The sequence below is a fragment of the Nonomuraea harbinensis genome (assembly GCF_019396385.1).
Classification (GTDB): Bacteria; Actinomycetota; Actinomycetes; order Streptosporangiales; family Streptosporangiaceae; genus Nonomuraea; species Nonomuraea ferruginea.
This window is the reverse complement of the sequence record NZ_JAHKRN010000065.1, coordinates 1-19,499: the sequence shown is the minus strand read 5'-3', so window position 1 is coordinate 19,499 and position 19,499 is coordinate 1. Positions and strand designations below refer to the sequence as shown.

Here is a 19,499-nt window from a genome sequence, read left to right as displayed (position 1 = left end):
CAAGGGTCCCGGCACCACGCCGGGACCCTTCACCATGCCGCTACGGCACCTGCCAGCCGCGCTCGCGCAGGGCCTGGCTCAGCGAGCCGGCCGCGTCAGGCTGCACCGACAGCTCGGCCACGCCCAGGGGCAGGCCGGGAGCGTGCTCCAGGCGGACGTCCTCGACGTTGACCCCGACCTCGTCGCACACCTGGAACAGCCGCGCCAGCTGGCCCGGACTGTCACCGATGACGACCTGGACGACCGCGTACGCCGAAGCCGGGCCGCCGTGCTTGCCCGGGATCCGCCCGTGGCCCACGACCCCGCGCTTGAGCAACTGGGTCAGCTCGCCGGACGCGGTGCCGTCGCCCCCGGACAGCGCCCGCAGCGCCGACGCCGCCTCCGCCAGGTCACGGGAGACCGCCTCCAGCACCTCGGCGACCGGGGCCGAGTTGCCGGACAGGATGCCCAGCCACAGGCCGGGATCACCGCCGGCGATCCTCGTCACGTCGCGCACCCCCTGACCGGCCAGGCCGAGCGCCACATCGGAGGCGTCGGCCAAGCGAGCCGCCACCGCCGAGGCCGCGACGTGCGGGGCGTGCGAGACCACCGCGACCGCCCGGTCGTGCTCGGCCGCGTCGACCTCGACCGCGTTCGCGCCGCACAGCTCGATCAGCCGCAGCACCGCCGCCGTCGCCTCCGCGGACGCCTCGGGCGTGGGACAGAACGCCCACGGCCGCCCCAGGAACAGGTCGGCCCTGGCCGCGCCCGGCCCGGACCGCTCACGGCCCGCCAGCGGGTGCGAGGCCACGTACGCCGACAGGTCACAGCCCAGCTCGCGCGCCCGGTCGATCGGCTCCGCCTTGACGCTGGCCACGTCGGTGAAGAACCGCGCCGCGCCGCCCTCCTGCAGCCGCCGCAGCTCGGTGGCGACGTAACCGGGCGGCACCGCGATCACCGCCAGGTCGGCGCTCTCGCCGGGCCGCCACTCCTCACCGGCGCCGAGCTCGCGCGCGAGCCGCACGGCCCCCTGGTCTCGGTCGGCGAGCAGCACGCGCACCTCGTGCTTGCGCAGCGCGAGCGCCAGCGAGGTGCCGATGAGACCGGTGCCCACAACCAGCACGGTGCGGAGTTCGGAGGCCATGTCGTTGTCCTGATTTCGGTACGGGAGTCGTACGGGCAGATTATTGGGCGATGTCCTGACGGAGCGCGACGGCGCCGCGCAGATACACATGCTGGATCGCCGAGCGGGGCCGGTCGGTCTCGACGTGCGCCATGAGCCGCACCACCCTGGGCAGCGCACCCGGCACGCCGATCTCGGTGCAGCAGATCAGCGGCACCTCGTGGAACCCCAGCTTGCGCGCCGCCAGCGCCGGGAACTCCGCCGTCAGGTCGGGAGTGGCGGTGAACAGCACACTGATCACGTCGTCCGTGGTGAGCTCGTTGCGCTCCATGACCTGGGCGACCAGCTCGGTCGTCCCCTCGATGATCGAGTTACGGTCGTCGGCGTCCACCTGGATCGCGCCGCGGATCGCCCGCACCATGCCCTTCGCTCCTTCTATAGCGGGAGAGCCCGTGCGGAGATTCGCACGGGCTCCAGCGTCGTGGCCAGGTTACAGCTTCACCGCGGCGTACAATTCGCCGACCTCACGCAGCGTCAGCGCCCTGAGCGTGCCGGGCTTGGTGCGGCCCAGCTTCACCGGGCCGAACTCGATGCGGGCCAGGTCGATGACCCGGTGGCCGGACTCCTCCAGCATGCGTCGTACGACGTGCTTGCGTCCCTCGTGCAGCACCACCTCGACCAGCGCCTGCTGGCCGTGCTCCTGCACGATCTGGAAGTCGTCGGCCTTGGCGATGCCGTCCTCCAGCTCGATGCCCTGCTTGAGCCGGCGGCCCAGGTCGCGCGGGATCGGGCCGGGCACCTTGGCCCAGTACTTCTTCGGCACCCCGTAGCTCGGGTGGGTGAGCCGGTTGGCCAGCTCGCCGTCGTTGGTGAGCAGCAGCAGGCCCTCGGTCTCGGTGTCGAGCCTGCCCACGTGGAACAGCCGCGGAGCCAGCTCCTCCACGAAGTCGGCCAGGCACGGCCGGCCCTGCGGGTCCTCCATGGTCGACACCACGCCGATCGGCTTGTTCAGCGCGTAGTAGACCAGATCGGGCGCGGTCGGGATACGCCTGCCGTCGACGTGGATGACCTGCTTGGCCGGGTCGACCTTGGCGCCGAACCTGCGCACCACCTGGCCGTCCACGGTGACGCGGCCGTCGCCGATCATCTCCTCGCAGGCCCTGCGGCTGGCGACCCCGGCCTGGGCGAGCACCTTCTGCAGGCGCACCCCGCCCGGGACCTCGGTGGTGTCACGCTCGTCGGTGTAGCCCTCGGGGTAGAAGTCGCGGTCGCGGACGGGCTGGCGTGCGGTCTTGAACCGGTCCTTGGGCGTGGCCCGGTCTCCGGCGCCGCGCCGCGAGTCGCCCAGCGTGTGCACGCCGTCGCGCTTGGACACCCGCCCACTGCGGGCGCCTTCGTCCCGCCGGGGCGTGCGGCCCGAGCCGCCGCGGTCTCCTTCGTCGCGCCTGCCGTAACGGGCCCGCGACGAACCCTGGGGGCCTTCCCTGCGCCCGCTCCGGTCCACCCTGAACCCGCCGCGCTCCTCCGCGCGCCCGCCGCCGGAGGACTCGTACTCGATGTCGTCGCCGGAGAAACCGAAGTCGTCCCGCGCGGGCCGCTCGGAACGGCCTCCGTCCTGCCCGTACCTGGCCCGCGTACCGCCGCCCCTGCCGGCGCGCGGCGAGTCACGTCCGTCGCCCCGGTCCCGGCCGTACCGGTCCTCCCCACGCGAGCTACCGCGCGCGTCATCACGCCGATAGGACCCACGCGCGTCATCACGACGGAACGAACCGCCCGAAGACCCACGCGCGTCATCACGACGGAACCCACCACGGTCGTCCCGCGAACCCCGACGGTCACCACGGAACTCCCCACCAGAGCCCCGGCGGTCATCGCCGCGGAACCCGTCACGACGGGAACCCTCACGCGCGTCATCGCGACGGAAGGACCCGCCGGAAGACCCGCGCGCGTCGTCACGACGGAACCCGCCACGGTCATCCCGCGAACCCCGACGGTCACCACGGAACTCCCCGCCGGAACTCCGGCGGTCATCGCCGCGGAAACCGCCACCGCGGGAACCCCCGCGCGCGTCATCCCCACGGTAAGACCCGCCCGAGGACCCACGCGCGTCATCACGGCGGAACGAACCGCCGGAAGACCCGCGCGCGTCATCACGACGGAACCCGCCACGGTCGTCCCGCGAACCTCGACGGTCGCTGCGGATACCCCCGCCGGAACCCCGGCGGTCGTCCCCGCGGAAACCGCCACCGCGGGAACCCCCGCGCGCGTCATCCCCACGGTAGGACCCGCCCGAGGAACCGCGCGAGTCGTCGCGGCCGGAACCGCCGCTGAAGTCGTCTCTGCCGGAACCCCGGCGCTCGTCTCGCTGGGAACCGTCACGGGAGTCGTCGCGGCGCGTACGGCCGCGCGAATCGTCCGAGCGGAAGGCGGGACGCCCGCCGCGGCCGGAGCCGCCGGCGCGTCCTCGACCGCGTCCATCACCGGACGGGGTGCTTCGCCTGTTGATCACTTCGTCGTCTCCTCGATGTTCTCCACGTCGTCGGGGAGGAACGGCGCGAGCTCGGGAAGCTCACTGACGTCGTTCAGTCCCAGACGCTCAAGGAAGTATGAGCTTGTCCGGTAGAGCACGGCTTGGCTCTCCGGGTCGGTGCCGGCCTCCTCGACCAGCCCCCTCGCGACCAGCGTCCGCATGACGCCGTCGCTGCTGACGCCGCGCACCGCGGCCACCCGCGCCCGGCTCACCGGCTGCCGGTAGGCCACGACCGCGAGCGTCTCAAGCGCGGCCTGGGTCAGCCTCGCCTGCTGGCCGTCACGGACGAACCGCTCCACGAGCGGCGCGTACGCGGGGCGCGAATAGTATCGCCACCCTCCCGCGACCTGCCTCAGATCGAAACCCCGCGCGGAGGCTTCGTATTCCGCTGAGAGCTCACGCAGCGCCGCCGCCACCTCGTGGGTGGGCCGCTCCAGCACCTGGGCCAGGGTGACTTCCCGTACGGGCTCGTCGACGACCATGAGGATGGCCTCCAGCGCCGGCTTGAGCTCGGGACCCGGCGCCTCGTGCGGAGGTTTCTCGGTGACGGGCTCCTCGAAACGGGCGTCCTCAGGCTCTTCCTGCGGATCGACACGTTCGGGGGCCTCCGCGGCGTCCTGGAGGTCCTCGGGAGAGGACGGGATCAGGGAGCCGGGGAGGGTCATCCAGGCGGGCAGGTCCTTGCGCGGGCGGGAGTCGTCAGCCATCTGCGGGTTTCTCCGGGCTCTCCTCGTAGTCGTCTCCCACCGAGACGTCGCCGTCGTCGGTGCCCGTCCACGTGACGTGCAGGTCGCCGAGTGGCTCGACCTGCTCGAAGCTGACCGCGGACTCCCGGAACAGCTCCAGGACGGCCAGGAAGCGGGCGATGACCTCGTAGGTGCCCTCGCAGTCGGCGACCAGGGCCCTGAAAGTGGCTCTGCGCATGCGGCGCAGGCGCTCCACAAGGATAGCGGCCTGCTCGCGCACATTGGCGAGCGGTTGGTAGATGTGGCCGACGCCGACGGTCGGCGGGAGCTTGGGGGTGAAGGCGCGGGCGGCGATGCGGGCCAGCTCCTCGGGGCCGATGCCGAGCACCAGCTCCGGCAGCAGGCCGGCGAACTGCGGCTCCATGGGGACGCTGCGCGGGAAGCGGAGCGCCTCGTCGGCCATCCGCCCGGCGAAGATCTTGGCGACCTCCTTGTAGGCCTTGTACTGCAGGAGGCGGGCGAACAGCAGGTCGCGGGCCTCCAGCAGGGCGAGGTCCTCCTCGTCCTCGACCTCGCCCGACGGCAGCAGCCGGGCCGCCTTGAGGTCGAGCAGGGTGGCCGCGACCAGCAGGAAGTGGCTGGTCTGGTCGAGGTCCCACTCGGGGCCGCGGGAGCGGATGTAGGAGATGAACTCGTCGGTCACCTGCGAGAGGGAGACCTCGGTGATGTCGAGCTTGTGCTTGGAGATCAACCCGAGCAGCAGGTCGAAGGGCCCTTCGAAGACGTCCAGGTGGACCTGGAAGCCCTGGGGCTCGGCCTGCTGCTCTGTCACCTCGCCATTGTGGCAGGCTGCGGCCAGCGCGAGAGCACTTCCCGGGCCAGCTCGCGGTAGGCGTTGGCGCCGAGCGAGGACGGGTCGAAGGTAGTGATCGGCTCGCCGGCCACCGTGGCGTCGGGGAAGCGCACCGTACGGTTGATCACGGTGTGGAAGACCTTGTCGCCGAAAGCCTCCACGACGCGGGCGAGCACCTCGCGGCCGTGGAGCGTGCGCGCGTCGTACATGGTGGCGAGCAGGCCCTCGATCTCGAGGTCCTCGTTGAGCCGCTCCTGCACCTTGGTGATGGTGTCCATGAGCAGGGCGACGCCGCGCAGCGCGAAGAACTCGCACTCCAGCGGCACCATGACGCCGTGCGCGCAGGTGAGGGCGTTGATGGTGAGCAGGCCCAGCGACGGCTGGCAGTCGATGAGGCAGACGTCGTAGTGCGGCAGCAGCGGCTTGATGACGCGGCCGAGCACCTGCTCGCGGGCCACCTCGGTGACGAGCTGGACCTCGGCGGCGGACAGGTCGATGTTGCTGGGCAGCAGGTCGAGGCCCTCGACGCCGGTCTCCAGCAGCACGTCCTCGGCGCTGACGTTGCGCTCCATCAGCAGGTTGTAGACCGTGAGGTCGAGCTGCAGCGGGTTGATGCCGAGGCCGACGGAGAGCGCGCCCTGCGGGTCGAAGTCGACGAGCAGCACTTTGAGACCGCATTCGACGAGGGCGGCGCCGAGGTTGATGGTGGTGGTGGTCTTGCCGACCCCGCCCTTCTGGTTGACCATGGCGACCACGCGGGCCGGGCCGTGGACGTCGCGCGGCACCGGCTCCGGGAACACCGGGCGGGGCCGCTGCGTGGGGCCCAGGTTGACGCCCTTGGAAGGCGCGTTGGTCTTGGTGTCACCCCAGGGGTTGTCGGGGGTCCCCGGGGTCGAACCGTTGGTCTTCACAGTCACCAGCTCGAACCTCCCTGACGATCCCGAACCGGACCGTCCGGACGGACACTATGGCGTCACCACTTAACGCGGCAAGGCGGCACGCCGGAGTGCCGCACGACCCAAAAGACTATAGATCACTGACGGGCGCGGGGATGCGCCGCCGCGTACACCTCTCTGAGTTTGTCGACTGTGACCAGCGTGTAGACCTGGGTGGTCGTCACGGAGGCGTGGCCGAGCAACTCCTGCACCACCCTAACGTCGGCGCCGCCGTCGAGGAGGTGTGTTGCGAACGAATGGCGGAGAACATGGGGAGATATCCCGGCCAGTCCGGCCCGTTCGGCGGCGGCCTGCAGGACCTCCCACGCGCCCTGGCGGGTGAGCCGCCCGCCCCGGGCGTTGAGGAACACGGCGGGAGTGCCGCGGCCGTGGGCCAGCAGACCGGGCCTGGCCCGTACGAGGTAGGCGTCGAGCGCGGCGCGGGCGTAGCGGCCGAGCGGGACCACGCGGGTGCGGCCACCCTTGCCGCAGAGCCGCACCTGGTCGTCCTCCAGGTCGTCGACGGCCAGGCCGACGGCCTCGGAGATGCGGGCGCCGGTGCCGTAGAGGACCTCCAGCAGGGCGCGGTTGCGCAGGGTGAGTGGCGCGCCGTCGGGGCCCGAGGCGGCGATGAGCCGCTCGACCTGGTCGACGGAGACGGCCTTGGGAAGCCTGCGGAGCTGGCGTGGCGGGCGCACCTGGTGGGCGGGGTCGTGCACGGTGACGCCCTCGCGCAGCGCGAAGCGGTGCAGGCCGCGCACGGCGGACACGGCGCGTGCGGCCGAGCTGGCCACGAGCGCCGGGTGCTCACCGTCGCCCTCGCGCAGCGCGGCGAGGAAGGCGCGTACGTCGGACTCCGCCACCTGGTCGAGCTCGGCCCGGCCGCGTGAGCGCAGGTGCTCGGCGTAACGGCGCAGGTCGCGCCGGTAGGAGGCGAGCGTGTTGGCGGCCAGGCCGCGCTCCACCGCGAGGTGGGCGAGGTAGCTGGACAGCACCGCCTCCACGGGAATGGTCCTTTCCTTCATGCCTCCGGAGCGTCCGCCGGGCGCAGGCCGGCGAATCCGTCGGCCGCGGCCGCATATGCGGCGAGAATACCGGCCACGGCCGCAGAATTGTGGATCATCCCCGCGAGCACGCGGCGCACGGCGTCGTCGAGCGGCACCCATTCGACCGGCATGCCGATCTCCTCGTGGCGGTGCTCGAAGTGGTTCTCCTCGTCGGGGATCTTCTCCAGGCCGCGGGCCAGGAAGACGCGGATGCGCTCGTCGGAGCAGCCGGGCGAGGTGAGGATGTCGACGAGGGTGTGCCAGGTGGCGGCGCGGTAGCCGGCCTCCTCGGCCAGCTCGCGGGCGGCGCCCTCGACCAGCGGCTCGCCCTCCACGTCGCGGATCCCGGCGGGCAGCTCCCACAGCAGCCGCCGGGCGGGGTGGCGGTACTGCCTGATGAGCAGCACCCGCCGGTCGTCGTCGAGCGCGAGCACCCCGACCGAGCCGGGGTGGCGGACGTAGTCGCGGTCGGCGGTCTCGTCGCGCGGCATCCGCACGGTGTCGGTGACCACGTCGATCACGTAGCCCTCGAACCGCTTCCTGGTCTCGACGACGTCCCAGGACTCGGGCGTGTCTTGGATCATGTCCGCACCCGCTTCCGCCCCTCGCCGGTCACCCGAGCCGATCTTCACTTGGCCACCTTAGCCGCCACCCTGCTGTCGGCGTAGGCGAGCGAGGCGCCGATGAGCCCCTTGAACATCGGGTTGGCGCGGGTGGGCCGGGAGCGGAACTCGGGGTGGGCCTGGGTGCCGATGAAGAACGGGTGCACGTCGGCGGGCAGCTCGGTGTACTCGACCAGGCGGCCGTCGGGCGACACGCCGGAGAACACCAGGCCGACCTTCTCCAGCCGCTCGCGGTAGGCGTTGTTGACCTCGTAGCGGTGGCGGTGGCGCTCGGCGGCCTTGGCCTTGCCGTAGAGCTGGCGGGCGAGGGTGCCCTCGCCGAGCTTGGCGGTGTAGCTGCCGAGCCGCATGGTGCCGCCCATGTCGCGCTCGCCGGCGACGACGTCCTCCTGGTCGGCCATGGTGGAGATGACGGGGTGCTTGGTGTCGGGGTCGAACTCGGCGGAGTTCGCGTCCTCCAGGCCGGCCATGTCGCGGGCGGCCTCGATGACCATGCCCTGCATGCCGAGGCAGATGCCGAGCAGCGGGATCTTGTTCTCCCGGGCGTGGCGGATGGCGCCGATCTTGCCTTCGATGCCGCGTACGCCGAAGCCGCCGGGGATGAGCACGCCGTCGACGCCGTCGAGCTCGCGCTCGGCGCCTTCGGGGGTCTCGCAGTCGTCGCTCTTGACCCAGCGGATGTTGACCCTGGCGTCGTTGGCGAACCCGCCCGCGCGCAGCGCCTCGGTGACCGACAGGTAGGCGTCGGGCAGGTCGATGTACTTGCCGACCAGCGCGATCGTGACCTCCTTGGCCGGCCGGTGCACGCGGCGCAGGAGCTGGTCCCACTCCTTCCAGTCGACGTCGCGGAAGGGCAGGCCGAGCCGGCGCACCACGTACGCGTCGAGCCCCTCGGAGTGCAGGACGCGCGGGATGTCGTAGATGGAGGCGGCGTCGACGCAGCTGACCACGGCGTCCTCGTCCACGTCGCACATCAGGCTGATCTTGCGCTTGATCGCGACCTGGACGGGCCGGTCGGAGCGGAGCACGATGGCGTCGGGCTGGATGCCTATGCTGCGCAGCGCGGCCACGCTGTGCTGGGTGGGCTTGGTCTTGAGCTCGCCCGACGGGCCGATGTAGGGCAGCAGGGAGACGTGCAGGAAGAACACGTTGTCGCGGCCCACCTCGTGGCGGATCTGCCGCACGGCCTCCAGGAACGGCAGCGACTCGATGTCGCCGACCGTGCCGCCCACCTCGGTGATGACCACGTCGACGTCGGGGCCGGCCATGCCCCGGATGCGGTCCTTGATCTCGTTGGTGATGTGCGGGATGACCTGGACGGTGTCGCCGAGGTACTCGCCGCGCCGCTCCTTGGCGATGACGTTGGAGTAGACCTGGCCGGTGGTCACGTTGGCCGAGCCGTGCAGGTCGGTGTCGAGGAAGCGCTCGTAGTGGCCGACGTCGAGGTCGGTCTCGGCGCCGTCGTCGGTGACGAAGACCTCGCCGTGCTGGAACGGGTTCATCGTCCCGGGGTCGACGTTGAGGTAGGGGTCGAGCTTCTGCATCGTGACCCGGAGTCCGCGGCCCTTGAGCAGGCGGCCGAGGCTGGAGGCGGTGAGCCCCTTGCCGAGACTGGAGGCGACGCCGCCGGTGACGAACAGATGCTTGGTTTGCGTGGCGCTGCGCAAGGAGGCTCCCGTGGCTAGGTGTGGCTAGTGTCCACGGGCTCTCAGGATATCAAACAACGCCCCTCACATGCCCGAACGGTATGACCAAGCGGTAACTTTGGTCTTTATGTCACTTGTACGGCGGGCGATCGGCACGCTGATCCACCGTGCCTACGCGGCGGTCCGGGAGGCCGGCGCGATCACCCCGCGCACTCCCGCCGGCTACCGGTTCCGCCATCTGGGCGAGGGAGCGAAGATCGCCTTCCCCCCGGGGGCGATCTTCGGCGAGGAATGGATCGAGATCGGCGACCACACGCTGATCGGCGAGCGCGTGTCGCTGTCGTGCGGCATGTGGCCGGGCGCCGACCTGGGCCCGGACTCGATCCTGCGGATCGGCGAGAGCTGCTCGATCGGCCGCGGCACGCACGTGGTCGCGCACCAGTCGATCGACATCGGTGACGACGTCTTCACCGGCCCGTACGTCTACATCACCGACCAGAACCACGTCTACGACGACCCCGACGTGCCGATCGGCCGGCAGTGGCCGCGCAACAACCCGGTCTCGATCGGGTCGGGCTCGTGGCTGGGCGCGGGCGCGATCGTGCTGCCCGGCACCCGGCTGGGGCGGCAGTGCGTGGTGGCGGGCGGCGCGGTGGTGCGCGGCGAGTTCCCCGACCACAGCGTGGTGGCGGGGGTGCCGGCCAAGCTCGTGCGGGCGTACGACGCGGACTTAGGCTGGCACGCGCCGGGCGTCTCGCCGTTGGCCGCTTCCTGACCATCTGGACCGAACATGCTTCTGGCGGTTAGCGTCGGTGCATGCGGACCGCCATCAGCGAGCGTCTAGGCATCGAGTTCCCGCTGTTCGCCTTCAGCCACTGCCGTGACGTGGTGGCGGCGGTGACGAACGCGGGCGGGTTCGGTGTGCTGGGCGCGATCGCGTACACCCCCGAACAGCTCGACGTGGAGCTCACCTGGATCGACGAGCAGGTGGGCGGCAGGCCGTACGGCGTGGACGTGCTCGTCCCCGGCAAGGTGGACGCCGCCGCCCTCGGCGGCGTGCGCGTCGCCGAGCTGATCCCCGAGCGGCACCGCGACTTCGTCACGCACCTGATGGCCAAGTACGGCGTGGGCGGGCCCGGCCAGCAGCCGGTGGGCGCGGCGGCCGACGAGTTCGCCCGGCGGGTGTCGGCGGCGGGCGCGACCGGGCTGATCGACGTGGCGCTCAAGCACCCGATCGGGCTGATCGCCTCCGCGCTGGGCCCGCCGCCGCCGGAGATGGTGGCGCGGGCGCGCGAGGCGGGAGTGCCGGTTGCGGCGCTGGTCGGCACCGTGGAGCACGCGCGCCGGCAGGTGGCCGCGGGCGCTGACGTCATCGTCGCGCAGGGCACCGAGGCGGGCGGCCACACCGGCGAGATCTCCACCCTGGTGCTGACGCCGCAGGTGGTGGACGCGGTCGCGCCGGTGCCGGTGCTGGCCGCCGGCGGCATCGCCTCGGGCCGCCAGATGGCGGCGGCGATGGCGCTCGGCGCGCAGGGCGTCTGGTGCGGCTCGGTCTGGCTGACCACGGAGGAGGCGGAGACGCCCCAGGCGGTCAAGCGCAAGTTCCTGGCGGCCTCGTCGCTGGACACGGTCCGGTCCCGCTCGCGTACCGGCAAGCCGGCCCGCCAGCTCGCCACCGCGTGGACCGAGGAGTGGGACCACGGCCAGGAGAGCCCGGGCCCGCTGGGCATGCCGCTGCAGATGCTGGTGGCCGAGCACGCGATGGCCCGCATCACGGCGGCGGCCGAGCGGGGCGAGCCGGGCGCGCTGGAGCTGGCCGGCTACTTCGTCGGCCAGGTGGTGGGGCAGCTCAACCAGGTCAAGCCGGCCCGCGAGGTGGTGTACGAGATGATCAGCGAGTTCGGCGAGGCGCTGGATCGGCTCAACCGGCTGGCGGAGTGACGCTTCACCCGCTTTGGCGCTCAGCCCCCGAAGCGTGTCAATATGCGGTGTGGTCGGGACACCGCCTGAGCTGGAGCGGGGCACCGGCGTGCCCGCGCACGTGCAGATCGAACGGTGGCTGCTCGACTCGATAGAGCGGGGCGAGCTGGCGCCGGGTGACCGGCTGCCCGGGGAGCGGGAGCTGGCCGGGCGGCTCGGAGTGAGCCGGATGACGCTCCGGCAGGCCCTCGCGCGGCTGGAGTCCGACGGGGTGCTGATCAGGGTGCCCGGCCGGGCGGGCGGGGCGTTCGTGGCCGAGCCGCGCGTCGAGTGCGACCTGACGGGGCTGGCCGGGTTCACCGAGCAGATGCGCCGCGCTCACCTGCGGGCCGAGGCGCGCGTCCTGGTGGCGCGCACGGTGCCCGCGCCGGCCCCGGTGGCCGCCGCGCTGGAGCTCGCGGCGGGTGAGCCGGTGCACGAGGTGGCGCGGGTGCGCTCGGCGGGCCGCTCGCCGGTCGCGCTGGAGCGCTCGTTCTTCCCCGCGCTGCCCGGCTTCCTGGAGGAGGACCTGACGCGATCGCTGTACGCGCTGCTGGCAGAGCGCTACGACCTGGCGCCGCGCACCGCGCTGGAGCACCTCGACCCGGTGGTCGCGGGCCCGGCGGAGGCGGCGGAGCTCGGCATCGAGCCGGGCGCGCCGCTCATGCGGATCGAGCGCACCGCCTACGCCGGCGACGGCACGCCTGTCGAGCACGCCCGCGACCTGTTCCGGCCGGACCGGGTGCGGATCTCGGTGCGGTCCGGGGTCAGCGGACCCGCTCCCCCGCCGGGTCCCACAGCGGCTCCTTGACGACGGTGCCGGGCACCCACGTGCCCTCCACCTCGATCTCGACCTTGGTGCCCGGTTCGGCCTCCAGGTAGGCGTAGGCGATGGAGGACCCGACGGTGTAGCCGTAGCCGCCGGAGGTGACGCGGGCGGCCACCTCGCCGTCGACGCGCACCGGCTCGTTGCCGAGCGCGACGGCGCGCGGGTCGCCGAGGGTGACGCAGCGCAGCCTGCGCTTCGGCCGCGGGTCGAGGGCCTCCCGGCCGAGGAACTCCTTGTCCATCTTGACGCAGAAACCGAGCCCGGCCTCGTACGGGGTGGTCTCGGGGCCGATGTCGGCCCCCCACACCCGGTAGCCCTTCTCCAGGCGCAGGCTGTCGATGGCCTTGTAGCCGCCGGCGACCATGCCGTGCGGCTCACCGGCCCGCCACAGCGTCTCCCACAGGGCGAGCCCGTACTCGCTGGAGCAGTAGAGCTCCCAGCCCAGCTCGCCGACGAACGTCACCCGCAGCGCCAGCACGGGCACGTCGCCCACGGTCAGCTCGCGCGAGGTCATGAACGGGAAGCCGAGCGGGTCGGGGGTGAGCGCGCCGAGGATGTCGCGGGCGCGCGGCCCCCACAGCGCGAAGCAGGCGTACTGGCCGGTCACGTCGGCGATCCGCACGTCGGCGCCGCGCAGCCGGGCCTGCTTGCGCAGCCAGCCGAGGTCGTGCGAGCCGAACGCGGTGCCGGTGACGATGAGGAACTCCCGCTCGCCGCGCCGGGTGACGGTGAAGTCGCACTCGATCCCGCCGCGCCGGTTGAGCGCCTGCGTGTACGTGACCGCGCCGATCGCGCGGGCGACCCGGTTGTCGCAGACCCACTCCAGCAGCGCGGCGGCGTCCGGGCCGGTCACCTCGATCTTGGCGAACGAGCTCTCGTCGAACAGGCCGGCGGCCTCGCGCGTGGCGCGGTGCTCGGCGCCGATGGCGGGCGACCAGTTGCGCCCCGCCCAGCCGCGCGGCCGCTCGTCGCCGTCGCCGGCGTCGCTCCCGTAGTGGTTGACCCGCTCCCAGCCGGACTTCTCGCCGAACACGGCGCCGTGGCCGCGGTGCCAGGAGTACGCGGGAGAGACCCGCAGCGGCCGGCCCGCCCGCCGCTCGTCGCCCGGGTAGCGGATGTCGTAGTAGGTCTCGTAGTTCTCCACCGCGCGGGCGAGCGTGTAGGACGGCGAGCGGTACTGGGCGCCGAACCGGCGGACGTCCATGTGCCACAGGTCCATGGACGGCTCGCCCTCGGCGATCCACTCGGCCATCACCTTGCCGATGCCGCCCGCCCCCGCGATGCCGTGCGCGCAGAACCCGGCCGCCACGTAGAACCCGCCGACCTCGGTCTCGCCCAGGATGAACTCGTTGTCCGGGGTGAACGCCTCCGGCCCGTTGATCAGCTTGCGGATGCCGACGTCTGCCATGGCGGGCACGCGGAGCCGGGAGTTGTCGAAGATCTCCTCCAGTCGCGGCCAGTCCTCGGGCAGCAGCCGGCCGTTGAAGTCCGCGGGTATCGCGTCGTGGGAGGCGGCCGTGGCCGTCCAGGGGGCGCACTCGCGCTCGTACCCGCCCATGACCAGCCCGCTGACCTCCTGCCGGTAGTAGACGAGCCGGTCGGGGTCGCGCAGCGTGGGGAGGTTCCGGTGCTCGTGGAAGCCGTCGGTGACCACGTACTGGTGCGACATCGGCACGATCGGCACGCGCACGCCGGCCATGCGGCCGATCTCGGCGGCGAACATGCCGCCGCAGTTGACGACGACCTCGCAGGCGATGTCGCCCTGGTCGGTGCGCACCCCGGTCACGCGGCCGTCCGTGACGTCCAGGCCGAGCACCCTGGTGCGGGTACGGACGCGCGCCCCGCCCTCCCTGGCCCTGGCCGCCAGCGCGTAGCACAGCCGGGAGGGGTCGATCTGGCCGTCGGTGGGCAGGTAGGCGGCGCCGACCACGCCCTCGGTGCTCATCAGCGGGAACAGTTCGGCCGCCTCGGCGACGGAGATCTCCTCCAGCGGCAGGCCGAAGGTGCGCGCCCAGCCGATCTGGCGGCGGATCTCGGCCATCCGCTCGGGGGTGGAGGCCAGCTTGATGCCGCCGCACTCGGTCCAGCCCGCGTCCAGTGTCCGGTAGAGCTCCACGGAGTACTGGTTCATCCTGGTCAGCGTGGGGTCGGCGCGGAGCTGGCCGACCAGGCCCGCCGAGTGGAAGGTCGAGCCGCTGGTGAGCTCGTCGCGGTCCAGCAGGATCACGTCCCGCTCGCCGAGCAGGGTCAGATGGTAGGCGACGGAGGCGCCGCCGACGCCCCCTCCGATGATCACGATGCGCGCGGAGTCGCTCATGCGGCGAGGCTAACCTTCGGTGACTCTAAAGGTCTAGACCGTTTAACGCGCGTCGGCTTAGCATCGACCATGGCCGTGCTCGAGATCCTCGACCGCATCCCCCTCCTGTCCGGCGTGCCGCGTTCCGTGGAGGAGCTGCCCGGCGGGCTGACCAACCGCAACTTCAAGGTGACGACCGACGGCGGGACGTTCGTGGTGCGGGTGTTCGGCGGCGACGGCTCGCTGCTGTTCATCGACAGGGACGCCGAGCACCTGGCGACGCTGGCCGCCGCCGAGGCGGGGGTGGGCGCTCCGGTGCACGCCTATCTGCCGGGTGAGGGGCTGGTCGTGGGCTACATCCCCGGGCGTACGTTCACCGAGGCCGACGTGCGCGACCCGGCGAACCTGCCCCGGCTGGCCGAGGCGTGCCGGCGGCTGCACGCGGGGCCGCGCTTTCCCCGCGAGTTCGACATGTTCGACGTGCAGCGGCGGTATCTCGGGATCGTGCGGGATCGCGGGTTCCGGCTGCCGGCGCGATATCTGGAGTTCATGCCCCAGGTCGCTCAAATCCAGAAATGTCTGGAAGTGCGGCGGGAAGCGACGGTTCCGTGTAACAACGACCTGCTGGCCGGCAACATCATCGACGACGGGCAGCGCCTCTGGCTGATCGACTACGAGTACGCGGGCAACAACGACCCCTGCTTCGAGCTGGGCAACCTGTGGAGCGAGTCGGACCTCTCGCCCGGCCAGCTGGAGGAGCTGGTGACCGCCTACTACGGCCGCCGCCTGCGCCACAAGATCGCCCGCGCCCGGCTGCTGGGGCTGATGGCGAAGTACGGCTGGACCCTGTGGGCGTCGATCCAGGACGGCGCGGATCAGCCGATCGACTTCGACTTCTGGTCGTGGGGGATGGAGAAGTACGAGCGGGCGGTGGCCGAGTTCACCGGCGCGGAGCTTCCGTCCCTCATGGACGAGGCGGCGCGGGCAGACTAGAACCATGTTCGCCACTCTGACCGGACTCGGCCTGTCGACCGCCGCCGGGCTGAACGCCTACATCCCCCTGCTGGTCGTGGGCGTGCTCGCCAACGTCACCGACGCGGTGAAGCTGCCCGACGGGTACGCCTGGCTGTCGAACTGGGGCGTGCTCGGGGTGATCGCGGTGCTGCTGGCCGCCGAGTTCGTGCTGGACAAGGTGCCGGCCGTCGACACGGTGAACGACGTGATCCAGACGGCGGTCCGGCCTGCGTCCGGCGGCGTGGTGTTCAGCGCCACCACCGCGGCGGCCGAGCTGGACAGCTCGGCCTGGATGGCGGAGAACCCCTGGCTCGGCTGGGTGCTGGGCATCGTCATGGCGCTGGCCGTGCACCTGCTGAAGACCGCGGCCCGGCCGGTGGTCAACGCCACCACGGCGGGCGCCGGCGCCCCGGTGGCCAGCGTCGCCGAAGACAGCGGCGCCCTGGGCCTGAGCCTGGTGGCGGTGTTCGCGCCGGTCCTGGTGATCCTCGCCCTGATCCTGCTGGCGCTGATCGCCTGGTGGGTGATCAGGAAGGTCCGCCGCCGGCGCGCCCGCCGGAACCGGATCTGACCGGTAGCGCGGCACCGGTCACCGCGTCAACACCTGCCAGGCGGATGTGGCATGCCCGCTTCGTTCCGTACCGTCGGGTTCCGCGTCCGCCCCACGGCGGCCCGCCGGCCGTGCGGGCGCTCAGTGGCCCCCGCCCCGCGCCCGCATGACGAGAGGCCCGGCAGCGTTCACCCCGCTGCCGGGCCTTTCCCATCGCTGCGGGGGCACTATCCTCGAAACCAAGAGCCCCACACAGGAGGTGTCCCCGATCGGCGAGCTCCTCATGATCGTGCTGGTCATCCTGGCGTTCCTGCTGCTGATCGCCGGGGTCGGCGTCTACGTGCTGGTCAAGGTCGGCAAGAAGGCCGCGGTCAAGGCCAGGGAGGCCACCACCCGGCTGACCACGCACGTCAACGCCATGGGCGCCGGCGACGCCGCCGAGGTCGAGCGCCTCCGCCTCGACCTGCGCCGCGAGGTCTCGCTGACCCGCCAGGCGGTCGAGCAGGCCCAGCGCCAGGGCTGGGGCCTGGGCGACCTGCCCCGCCTGCTGTCCGACCTGACGGCCCAGGCCGACGTGCACGACGGCCAGCTCGGCATGTACGCGCAGCAGGCCCGCGTCTCGCGCTACGTCGACCACGCCACGCTGGGCACGCTGCGTGAGCACCAGGCGAAGCTGACGGCCATGTGCGCCCGCATCCGCGCCGATCTCCTCAGCGACCAGGTGCAACACTCGGCCACCGGCCTGGAGGACCTGCGCACCCGCACCGACCTGGAGATCGAGGCCCGCCGCCCGGCCCCCGACCCCCTCCAGGAGATCGACGACCTCTACCGCAGGACCATGCAGGACCGCAAAGAGCAGCCCTGACACCACCCACCGTGGCATCATGATTGCGAAGGGTCACATCTCCGAGGAGGCGTCGTCATGACCACAGCCTTTCCGGAATGGTTCTACCCCGGCCCTCCGGGCGGCTGGACCGCCGACATGCTCGATCACCTCCCCCCCGACGCGCCCCCGCACGTCGAACTGATCGATGGTGGGCTCATCATGTTGTCGCCCCAGACGATGTTCCACATGCTTGTTCTCAGGCTGCTGGAAAGGGAGCTCCGCCCGCCCGACCACCTCGTCGTCATCCGGGAGATGACCGTGACCCTGGGCCTGCGCCAGCGCCCCGAGCCGGACATCATGCTGGTGAAGACCGCTGCCGCCCAGCAGATCGGCCTCACCACTTTCAATCCGGCAGACGTTCATCTGGTCGTCGAGGTGGTCTCCGAGGAGTCCCGCGACAGAGACCGCACCACCAAGCCGAGCAAATACGCGAGCGCGGGCATCAAACACTTCTGGCGCGTCGAGCTGGAGGACGACCGCCCCGTCGCCTACACCTTCGAGCTGGAGCCCGCCGTCAAGGCCTATCTGCCCACCGGCATCCATCGCGGCCGGCTGCGCACCGACATCGGCTTCCCCGTCGACGTCGATCTCGACCTGGACAAGGTCAGGCGCTGAGGCGGCCCCGCTAACTCCACTCCTGATAGATGAAGGCCGCGTACTCCTCGGCCGATCCGCCCTTGTTGAGAACGGCCCGGGCCGCCTGCGCCTGCTCGATGGTCGGCAGATGTCCTTCCAGCAGGATCGGCAGCGACAGCCGCCGCGCCAGCAACTCCTTCTCGGAGATCCCGTACGGCCGCCGCACCACCGACACGTTCACCCGCAGCGCATGCTCGTTCCCCGGCACCACCCCCGGCCGATCCACCTCGACCGCCGCGTACCGGTAACCATGCGCCCGATCACACGTGGCGCACCCGGCGGCCCCCCGGCTGAGCGCTCCCCCGCACTCCCCGCAGACCAGCCGGTCATAGGCGGCGTCGACCACCCGCCAGAGATGCCGGTCGAGCTCGTCGATCACCATCTCGGCGACCCCCCGCTCCTCCTCAGCGGAGAGCCCTCCGAACTCCCCCCGCAGAAACTCCCGCCACCCCTCCTCGACGAGTCCGTCCACCACCCGGGCGCACTTCACACACCCCGGCGCCCCGGCCGGCTCCCACAACCCGCACCCCGCACACCGCCGCATCCCCGCACCCTAGCCGTTCCTCGGCGGCCGCCTCCTCGCAGTTTCCCGGGCCACTCGCCGGGCGATCCTCCAAAGGCTTCGGGTGCCCATGCCGGCTCGCGATGCGCCAGATTGGATCCATGAAGCCGCTCATCGCCGAAGAGCTCCTCCTGCTGGCCCTCCGCCCCGACGGCGTGGTCTCGGTCAACCAGGAGATGCTGGACTACACGCTGAGCGCCGCCGTGCTCACCGAACTCGTCGTCATGGACAGACTCGCCCTGGAGAACGGCCACCTACACGTACGCGACCCCGAGCCCACCGGCAACCCCGAACTGGACGAGACACTCCACCACCTGACAGCCCACAGCGGCCCACCCCCGGCCTTCACCGACTGGTGGGTCTCGATGTACACACCCGAGCGCCGCACCCGATTACTGGCCGCGCTCGTACGCCAAGGCCTGATCACCGCAGAAACCCGCCGCTACCTGCGCATCTTCAAAGAGGAGGTCTACCCTGAGACCAGCCCGGCGCCAAGAGCGGCACTCCACGACCGCTTGAGAGCCGTGCTGACCGGAGCCGAGCCCGACGCCCGCGTCTCGGCACTCGTCTCCCTGGCCCACGCGGGCAAGCTGCTCCCCAAGAACCTGCCGAAACCGGAACGCCGACGCGCCCAGGAGATGGCAGCCCAGAACCCCCTGGGCACCCTGGTCGCGCAATCGTTCGACCAGGCCGCCAAGGAGAGCATCGGCAGGATCGCAGGCGGCACGGCCACCTGACCAGACGGAGATCGGGGACGGGCCCACGTCGCAGGCGAACGGCGGGGCCCCAGCAACCGACCCCGGGCGGCTGGCCACCGTCGGTCACCCACCGCATCCCCGCCGAGGTCAAGGGTGAGGCACCACTCATCGAGCCGACCCGCGGACGCCCCGAGGACCAATCCGCCCTGGCCCACCTGACCAGCGGAACGGAGCCGCCGGCGGACAAGGTGACGGTGACCCTGTGCCCCCGCCCCGGCTCGTCCGTCACCCTGCGCTTCCCCCGGCTGGGAGTCGAGACCACGACCCCCGCCTCGGAGTCCCGCGCCATCACCGGAGGACACGAACAACGCGTGATCGACGTGAGCGGCCCAGACGCCTACGACGCCGGCGCCGTCACCGTGGACGTCCTGGCCATCAGCCTCCGCGAGCCGACGGTGGCGGCGATCGTGTCCTTCAGGCACACGGCCTGGCTCTGGCTCCTCCCGCTGGCGCTCCTCGGCCCCGGGTTCGACGTAATTCGCGGGTCCTGGAGGTCCTGCAGAGCTGAAACTGCAGGTCATCCAGCCGTGAGAGATGCAGACACCCGAAAGCCCCTAGAGACGCGATTTCAGAGATTCACCTACATCC

General features: G+C 71.7%; 20 protein-coding genes. 9 read left to right on the top strand and 11 right to left on the bottom strand.

The genetic code is table 11. From position 1 onward, the window contains the following. Nucleotides 1-40 precede the first annotated feature (40 nt). The 9 genes from KME79_RS39520 to pyrG form a co-directional block, all read right to left on the bottom strand. On the bottom strand, nucleotides 41-1,123 hold the full coding sequence (locus KME79_RS39520) for a prephenate dehydrogenase (protein ID WP_219550940.1): 1,083 nt from the start codon (nucleotides 1,121-1,123) through the stop codon (nucleotides 41-43). A gap of 40 nt (nucleotides 1,124-1,163) precedes the next feature. Beyond that, nucleotides 1,164-1,523, bottom strand: coding sequence for a chorismate mutase (gene aroH / locus KME79_RS39515; protein ID WP_148032581.1), 360 nt, complete (start codon nucleotides 1,521-1,523; stop codon nucleotides 1,164-1,166). 69 nt (nucleotides 1,524-1,592) lie between these two features. Beyond that, nucleotides 1,593-2,477: a pseudouridine synthase gene (locus KME79_RS45855; protein WP_308249218.1), complete on the bottom strand. Its 885-nt coding sequence runs from the start codon at nucleotides 2,475-2,477 to the stop codon at nucleotides 1,593-1,595. A 1,130-nt stretch (nucleotides 2,478-3,607) separates the two neighbouring features. Beyond that, nucleotides 3,608-4,339, bottom strand: coding sequence for an SMC-Scp complex subunit ScpB (gene scpB, locus KME79_RS39505; protein WP_281429635.1), 732 nt, complete (start codon nucleotides 4,337-4,339; stop codon nucleotides 3,608-3,610). Then, nucleotides 4,332-5,150: a segregation and condensation protein A gene (locus KME79_RS39500; RefSeq protein ID WP_219550938.1), complete on the bottom strand. Its 819-nt coding sequence runs from the start codon at nucleotides 5,148-5,150 to the stop codon at nucleotides 4,332-4,334. Before KME79_RS39500 ends, scpB begins: the two co-directional genes overlap by 8 nt. Continuing rightward, complete coding sequence (locus tag KME79_RS39495) at nucleotides 5,147-6,088, bottom strand: ParA family protein (protein ID WP_148032582.1); 942 nt, start codon at nucleotides 6,086-6,088, stop codon at nucleotides 5,147-5,149. Before KME79_RS39495 ends, KME79_RS39500 begins: the two co-directional genes overlap by 4 nt. Before the next feature lie 116 nt (nucleotides 6,089-6,204). Further along, nucleotides 6,205-7,131, bottom strand: a complete 927-nt coding sequence (locus tag KME79_RS39490) for a site-specific tyrosine recombinase XerD (protein WP_148032583.1) — start codon at nucleotides 7,129-7,131, stop codon at nucleotides 6,205-6,207. Continuing rightward, entirely contained in the window at nucleotides 7,128-7,736 is a 609-nt protein-coding gene (locus KME79_RS39485; protein WP_219550936.1) for an NUDIX domain-containing protein, read from the bottom strand. The genes KME79_RS39490 and KME79_RS39485 overlap by 4 nt, the downstream gene beginning before the upstream one ends. A gap of 44 nt (nucleotides 7,737-7,780) precedes the next feature. Beyond that, the gene (gene pyrG, locus KME79_RS39480; RefSeq protein ID WP_148032585.1) at nucleotides 7,781-9,442 is read right to left on the bottom strand and encodes a CTP synthase; all 1,662 of its coding nucleotides are present in this window, start codon (nucleotides 9,440-9,442) and stop codon (nucleotides 7,781-7,783) included. 106 nt (nucleotides 9,443-9,548) lie between these two features. Between pyrG and KME79_RS39475 the strand changes: the two genes are divergently transcribed. From KME79_RS39475 to KME79_RS39465, 3 genes are read left to right on the top strand one after another with little or no spacing between them, the layout of a single operon-like run. Then, nucleotides 9,549-10,196: an acyltransferase gene (locus KME79_RS39475; protein WP_219550934.1), complete on the top strand. Its 648-nt coding sequence runs from the start codon at nucleotides 9,549-9,551 to the stop codon at nucleotides 10,194-10,196. A 41-nt stretch (nucleotides 10,197-10,237) separates the two neighbouring features. Beyond that, on the top strand, nucleotides 10,238-11,362 hold the full coding sequence (locus tag KME79_RS39470) for a nitronate monooxygenase (protein ID WP_148032587.1): 1,125 nt from the start codon (nucleotides 10,238-10,240) through the stop codon (nucleotides 11,360-11,362). A gap of 49 nt (nucleotides 11,363-11,411) precedes the next feature. Next, a complete protein-coding gene (locus KME79_RS39465) occupies nucleotides 11,412-12,191 on the top strand; it encodes a GntR family transcriptional regulator (protein WP_219550932.1) in 780 nt (259 codons plus the stop codon). Here the strand turns inward: KME79_RS39465 and KME79_RS39460 are convergent. Then, nucleotides 12,148-14,526 (bottom strand): GcvT family protein, encoded by a 2,379-nt coding sequence (locus KME79_RS39460; protein WP_219550930.1) that lies wholly within the window; start codon nucleotides 14,524-14,526, stop codon nucleotides 12,148-12,150. The genes KME79_RS39465 and KME79_RS39460 overlap by 44 nt on opposite strands. Nucleotides 14,527-14,595: 69 nt before the next feature. Between KME79_RS39460 and KME79_RS39455 the strand changes: the two genes are divergently transcribed. From KME79_RS39455 to KME79_RS39440, 4 genes are all read left to right on the top strand, one after another. Continuing rightward, nucleotides 14,596-15,498, top strand: a complete 903-nt coding sequence (locus tag KME79_RS39455; protein ID WP_219550928.1) for a choline/ethanolamine kinase family protein — start codon at nucleotides 14,596-14,598, stop codon at nucleotides 15,496-15,498. Between the two features lie 4 nt (nucleotides 15,499-15,502). Beyond that, nucleotides 15,503-16,090 (top strand): DUF4126 domain-containing protein, encoded by a 588-nt coding sequence (locus tag KME79_RS39450; protein ID WP_148032591.1) that lies wholly within the window; start codon nucleotides 15,503-15,505, stop codon nucleotides 16,088-16,090. 238 nt (nucleotides 16,091-16,328) lie between these two features. Next, nucleotides 16,329-16,934: a hypothetical protein gene (locus tag KME79_RS39445; protein ID WP_148032592.1), complete on the top strand. Its 606-nt coding sequence runs from the start codon at nucleotides 16,329-16,331 to the stop codon at nucleotides 16,932-16,934. 57 nt (nucleotides 16,935-16,991) lie between these two features. Further along, nucleotides 16,992-17,570, top strand: coding sequence for a Uma2 family endonuclease (locus tag KME79_RS39440; protein WP_219550926.1), 579 nt, complete (start codon nucleotides 16,992-16,994; stop codon nucleotides 17,568-17,570). 10 nt (nucleotides 17,571-17,580) lie between these two features. On the opposite strand, the gene KME79_RS39435 is transcribed toward KME79_RS39440, so the two are convergent. Further along, on the bottom strand, nucleotides 17,581-18,066 hold the full coding sequence (locus tag KME79_RS39435) for a hypothetical protein (protein WP_308249217.1): 486 nt from the start codon (nucleotides 18,064-18,066) through the stop codon (nucleotides 17,581-17,583). 188 nt (nucleotides 18,067-18,254) lie between these two features. On the opposite strand from KME79_RS39435, the gene KME79_RS39430 reads away from it, so the two are divergent. Both KME79_RS39430 and KME79_RS39425 read left to right on the top strand, forming a co-directional pair. Continuing rightward, nucleotides 18,255-18,890, top strand: coding sequence for a GOLPH3/VPS74 family protein (locus KME79_RS39430; RefSeq protein ID WP_219550924.1), 636 nt, complete (start codon nucleotides 18,255-18,257; stop codon nucleotides 18,888-18,890). Nucleotides 18,891-19,222: 332 nt separating this feature from the next. After that, the coding region (locus KME79_RS39425; RefSeq protein ID WP_219550922.1) for a hypothetical protein at nucleotides 19,223-19,499 on the top strand (277 nt) is incomplete at its 3' end.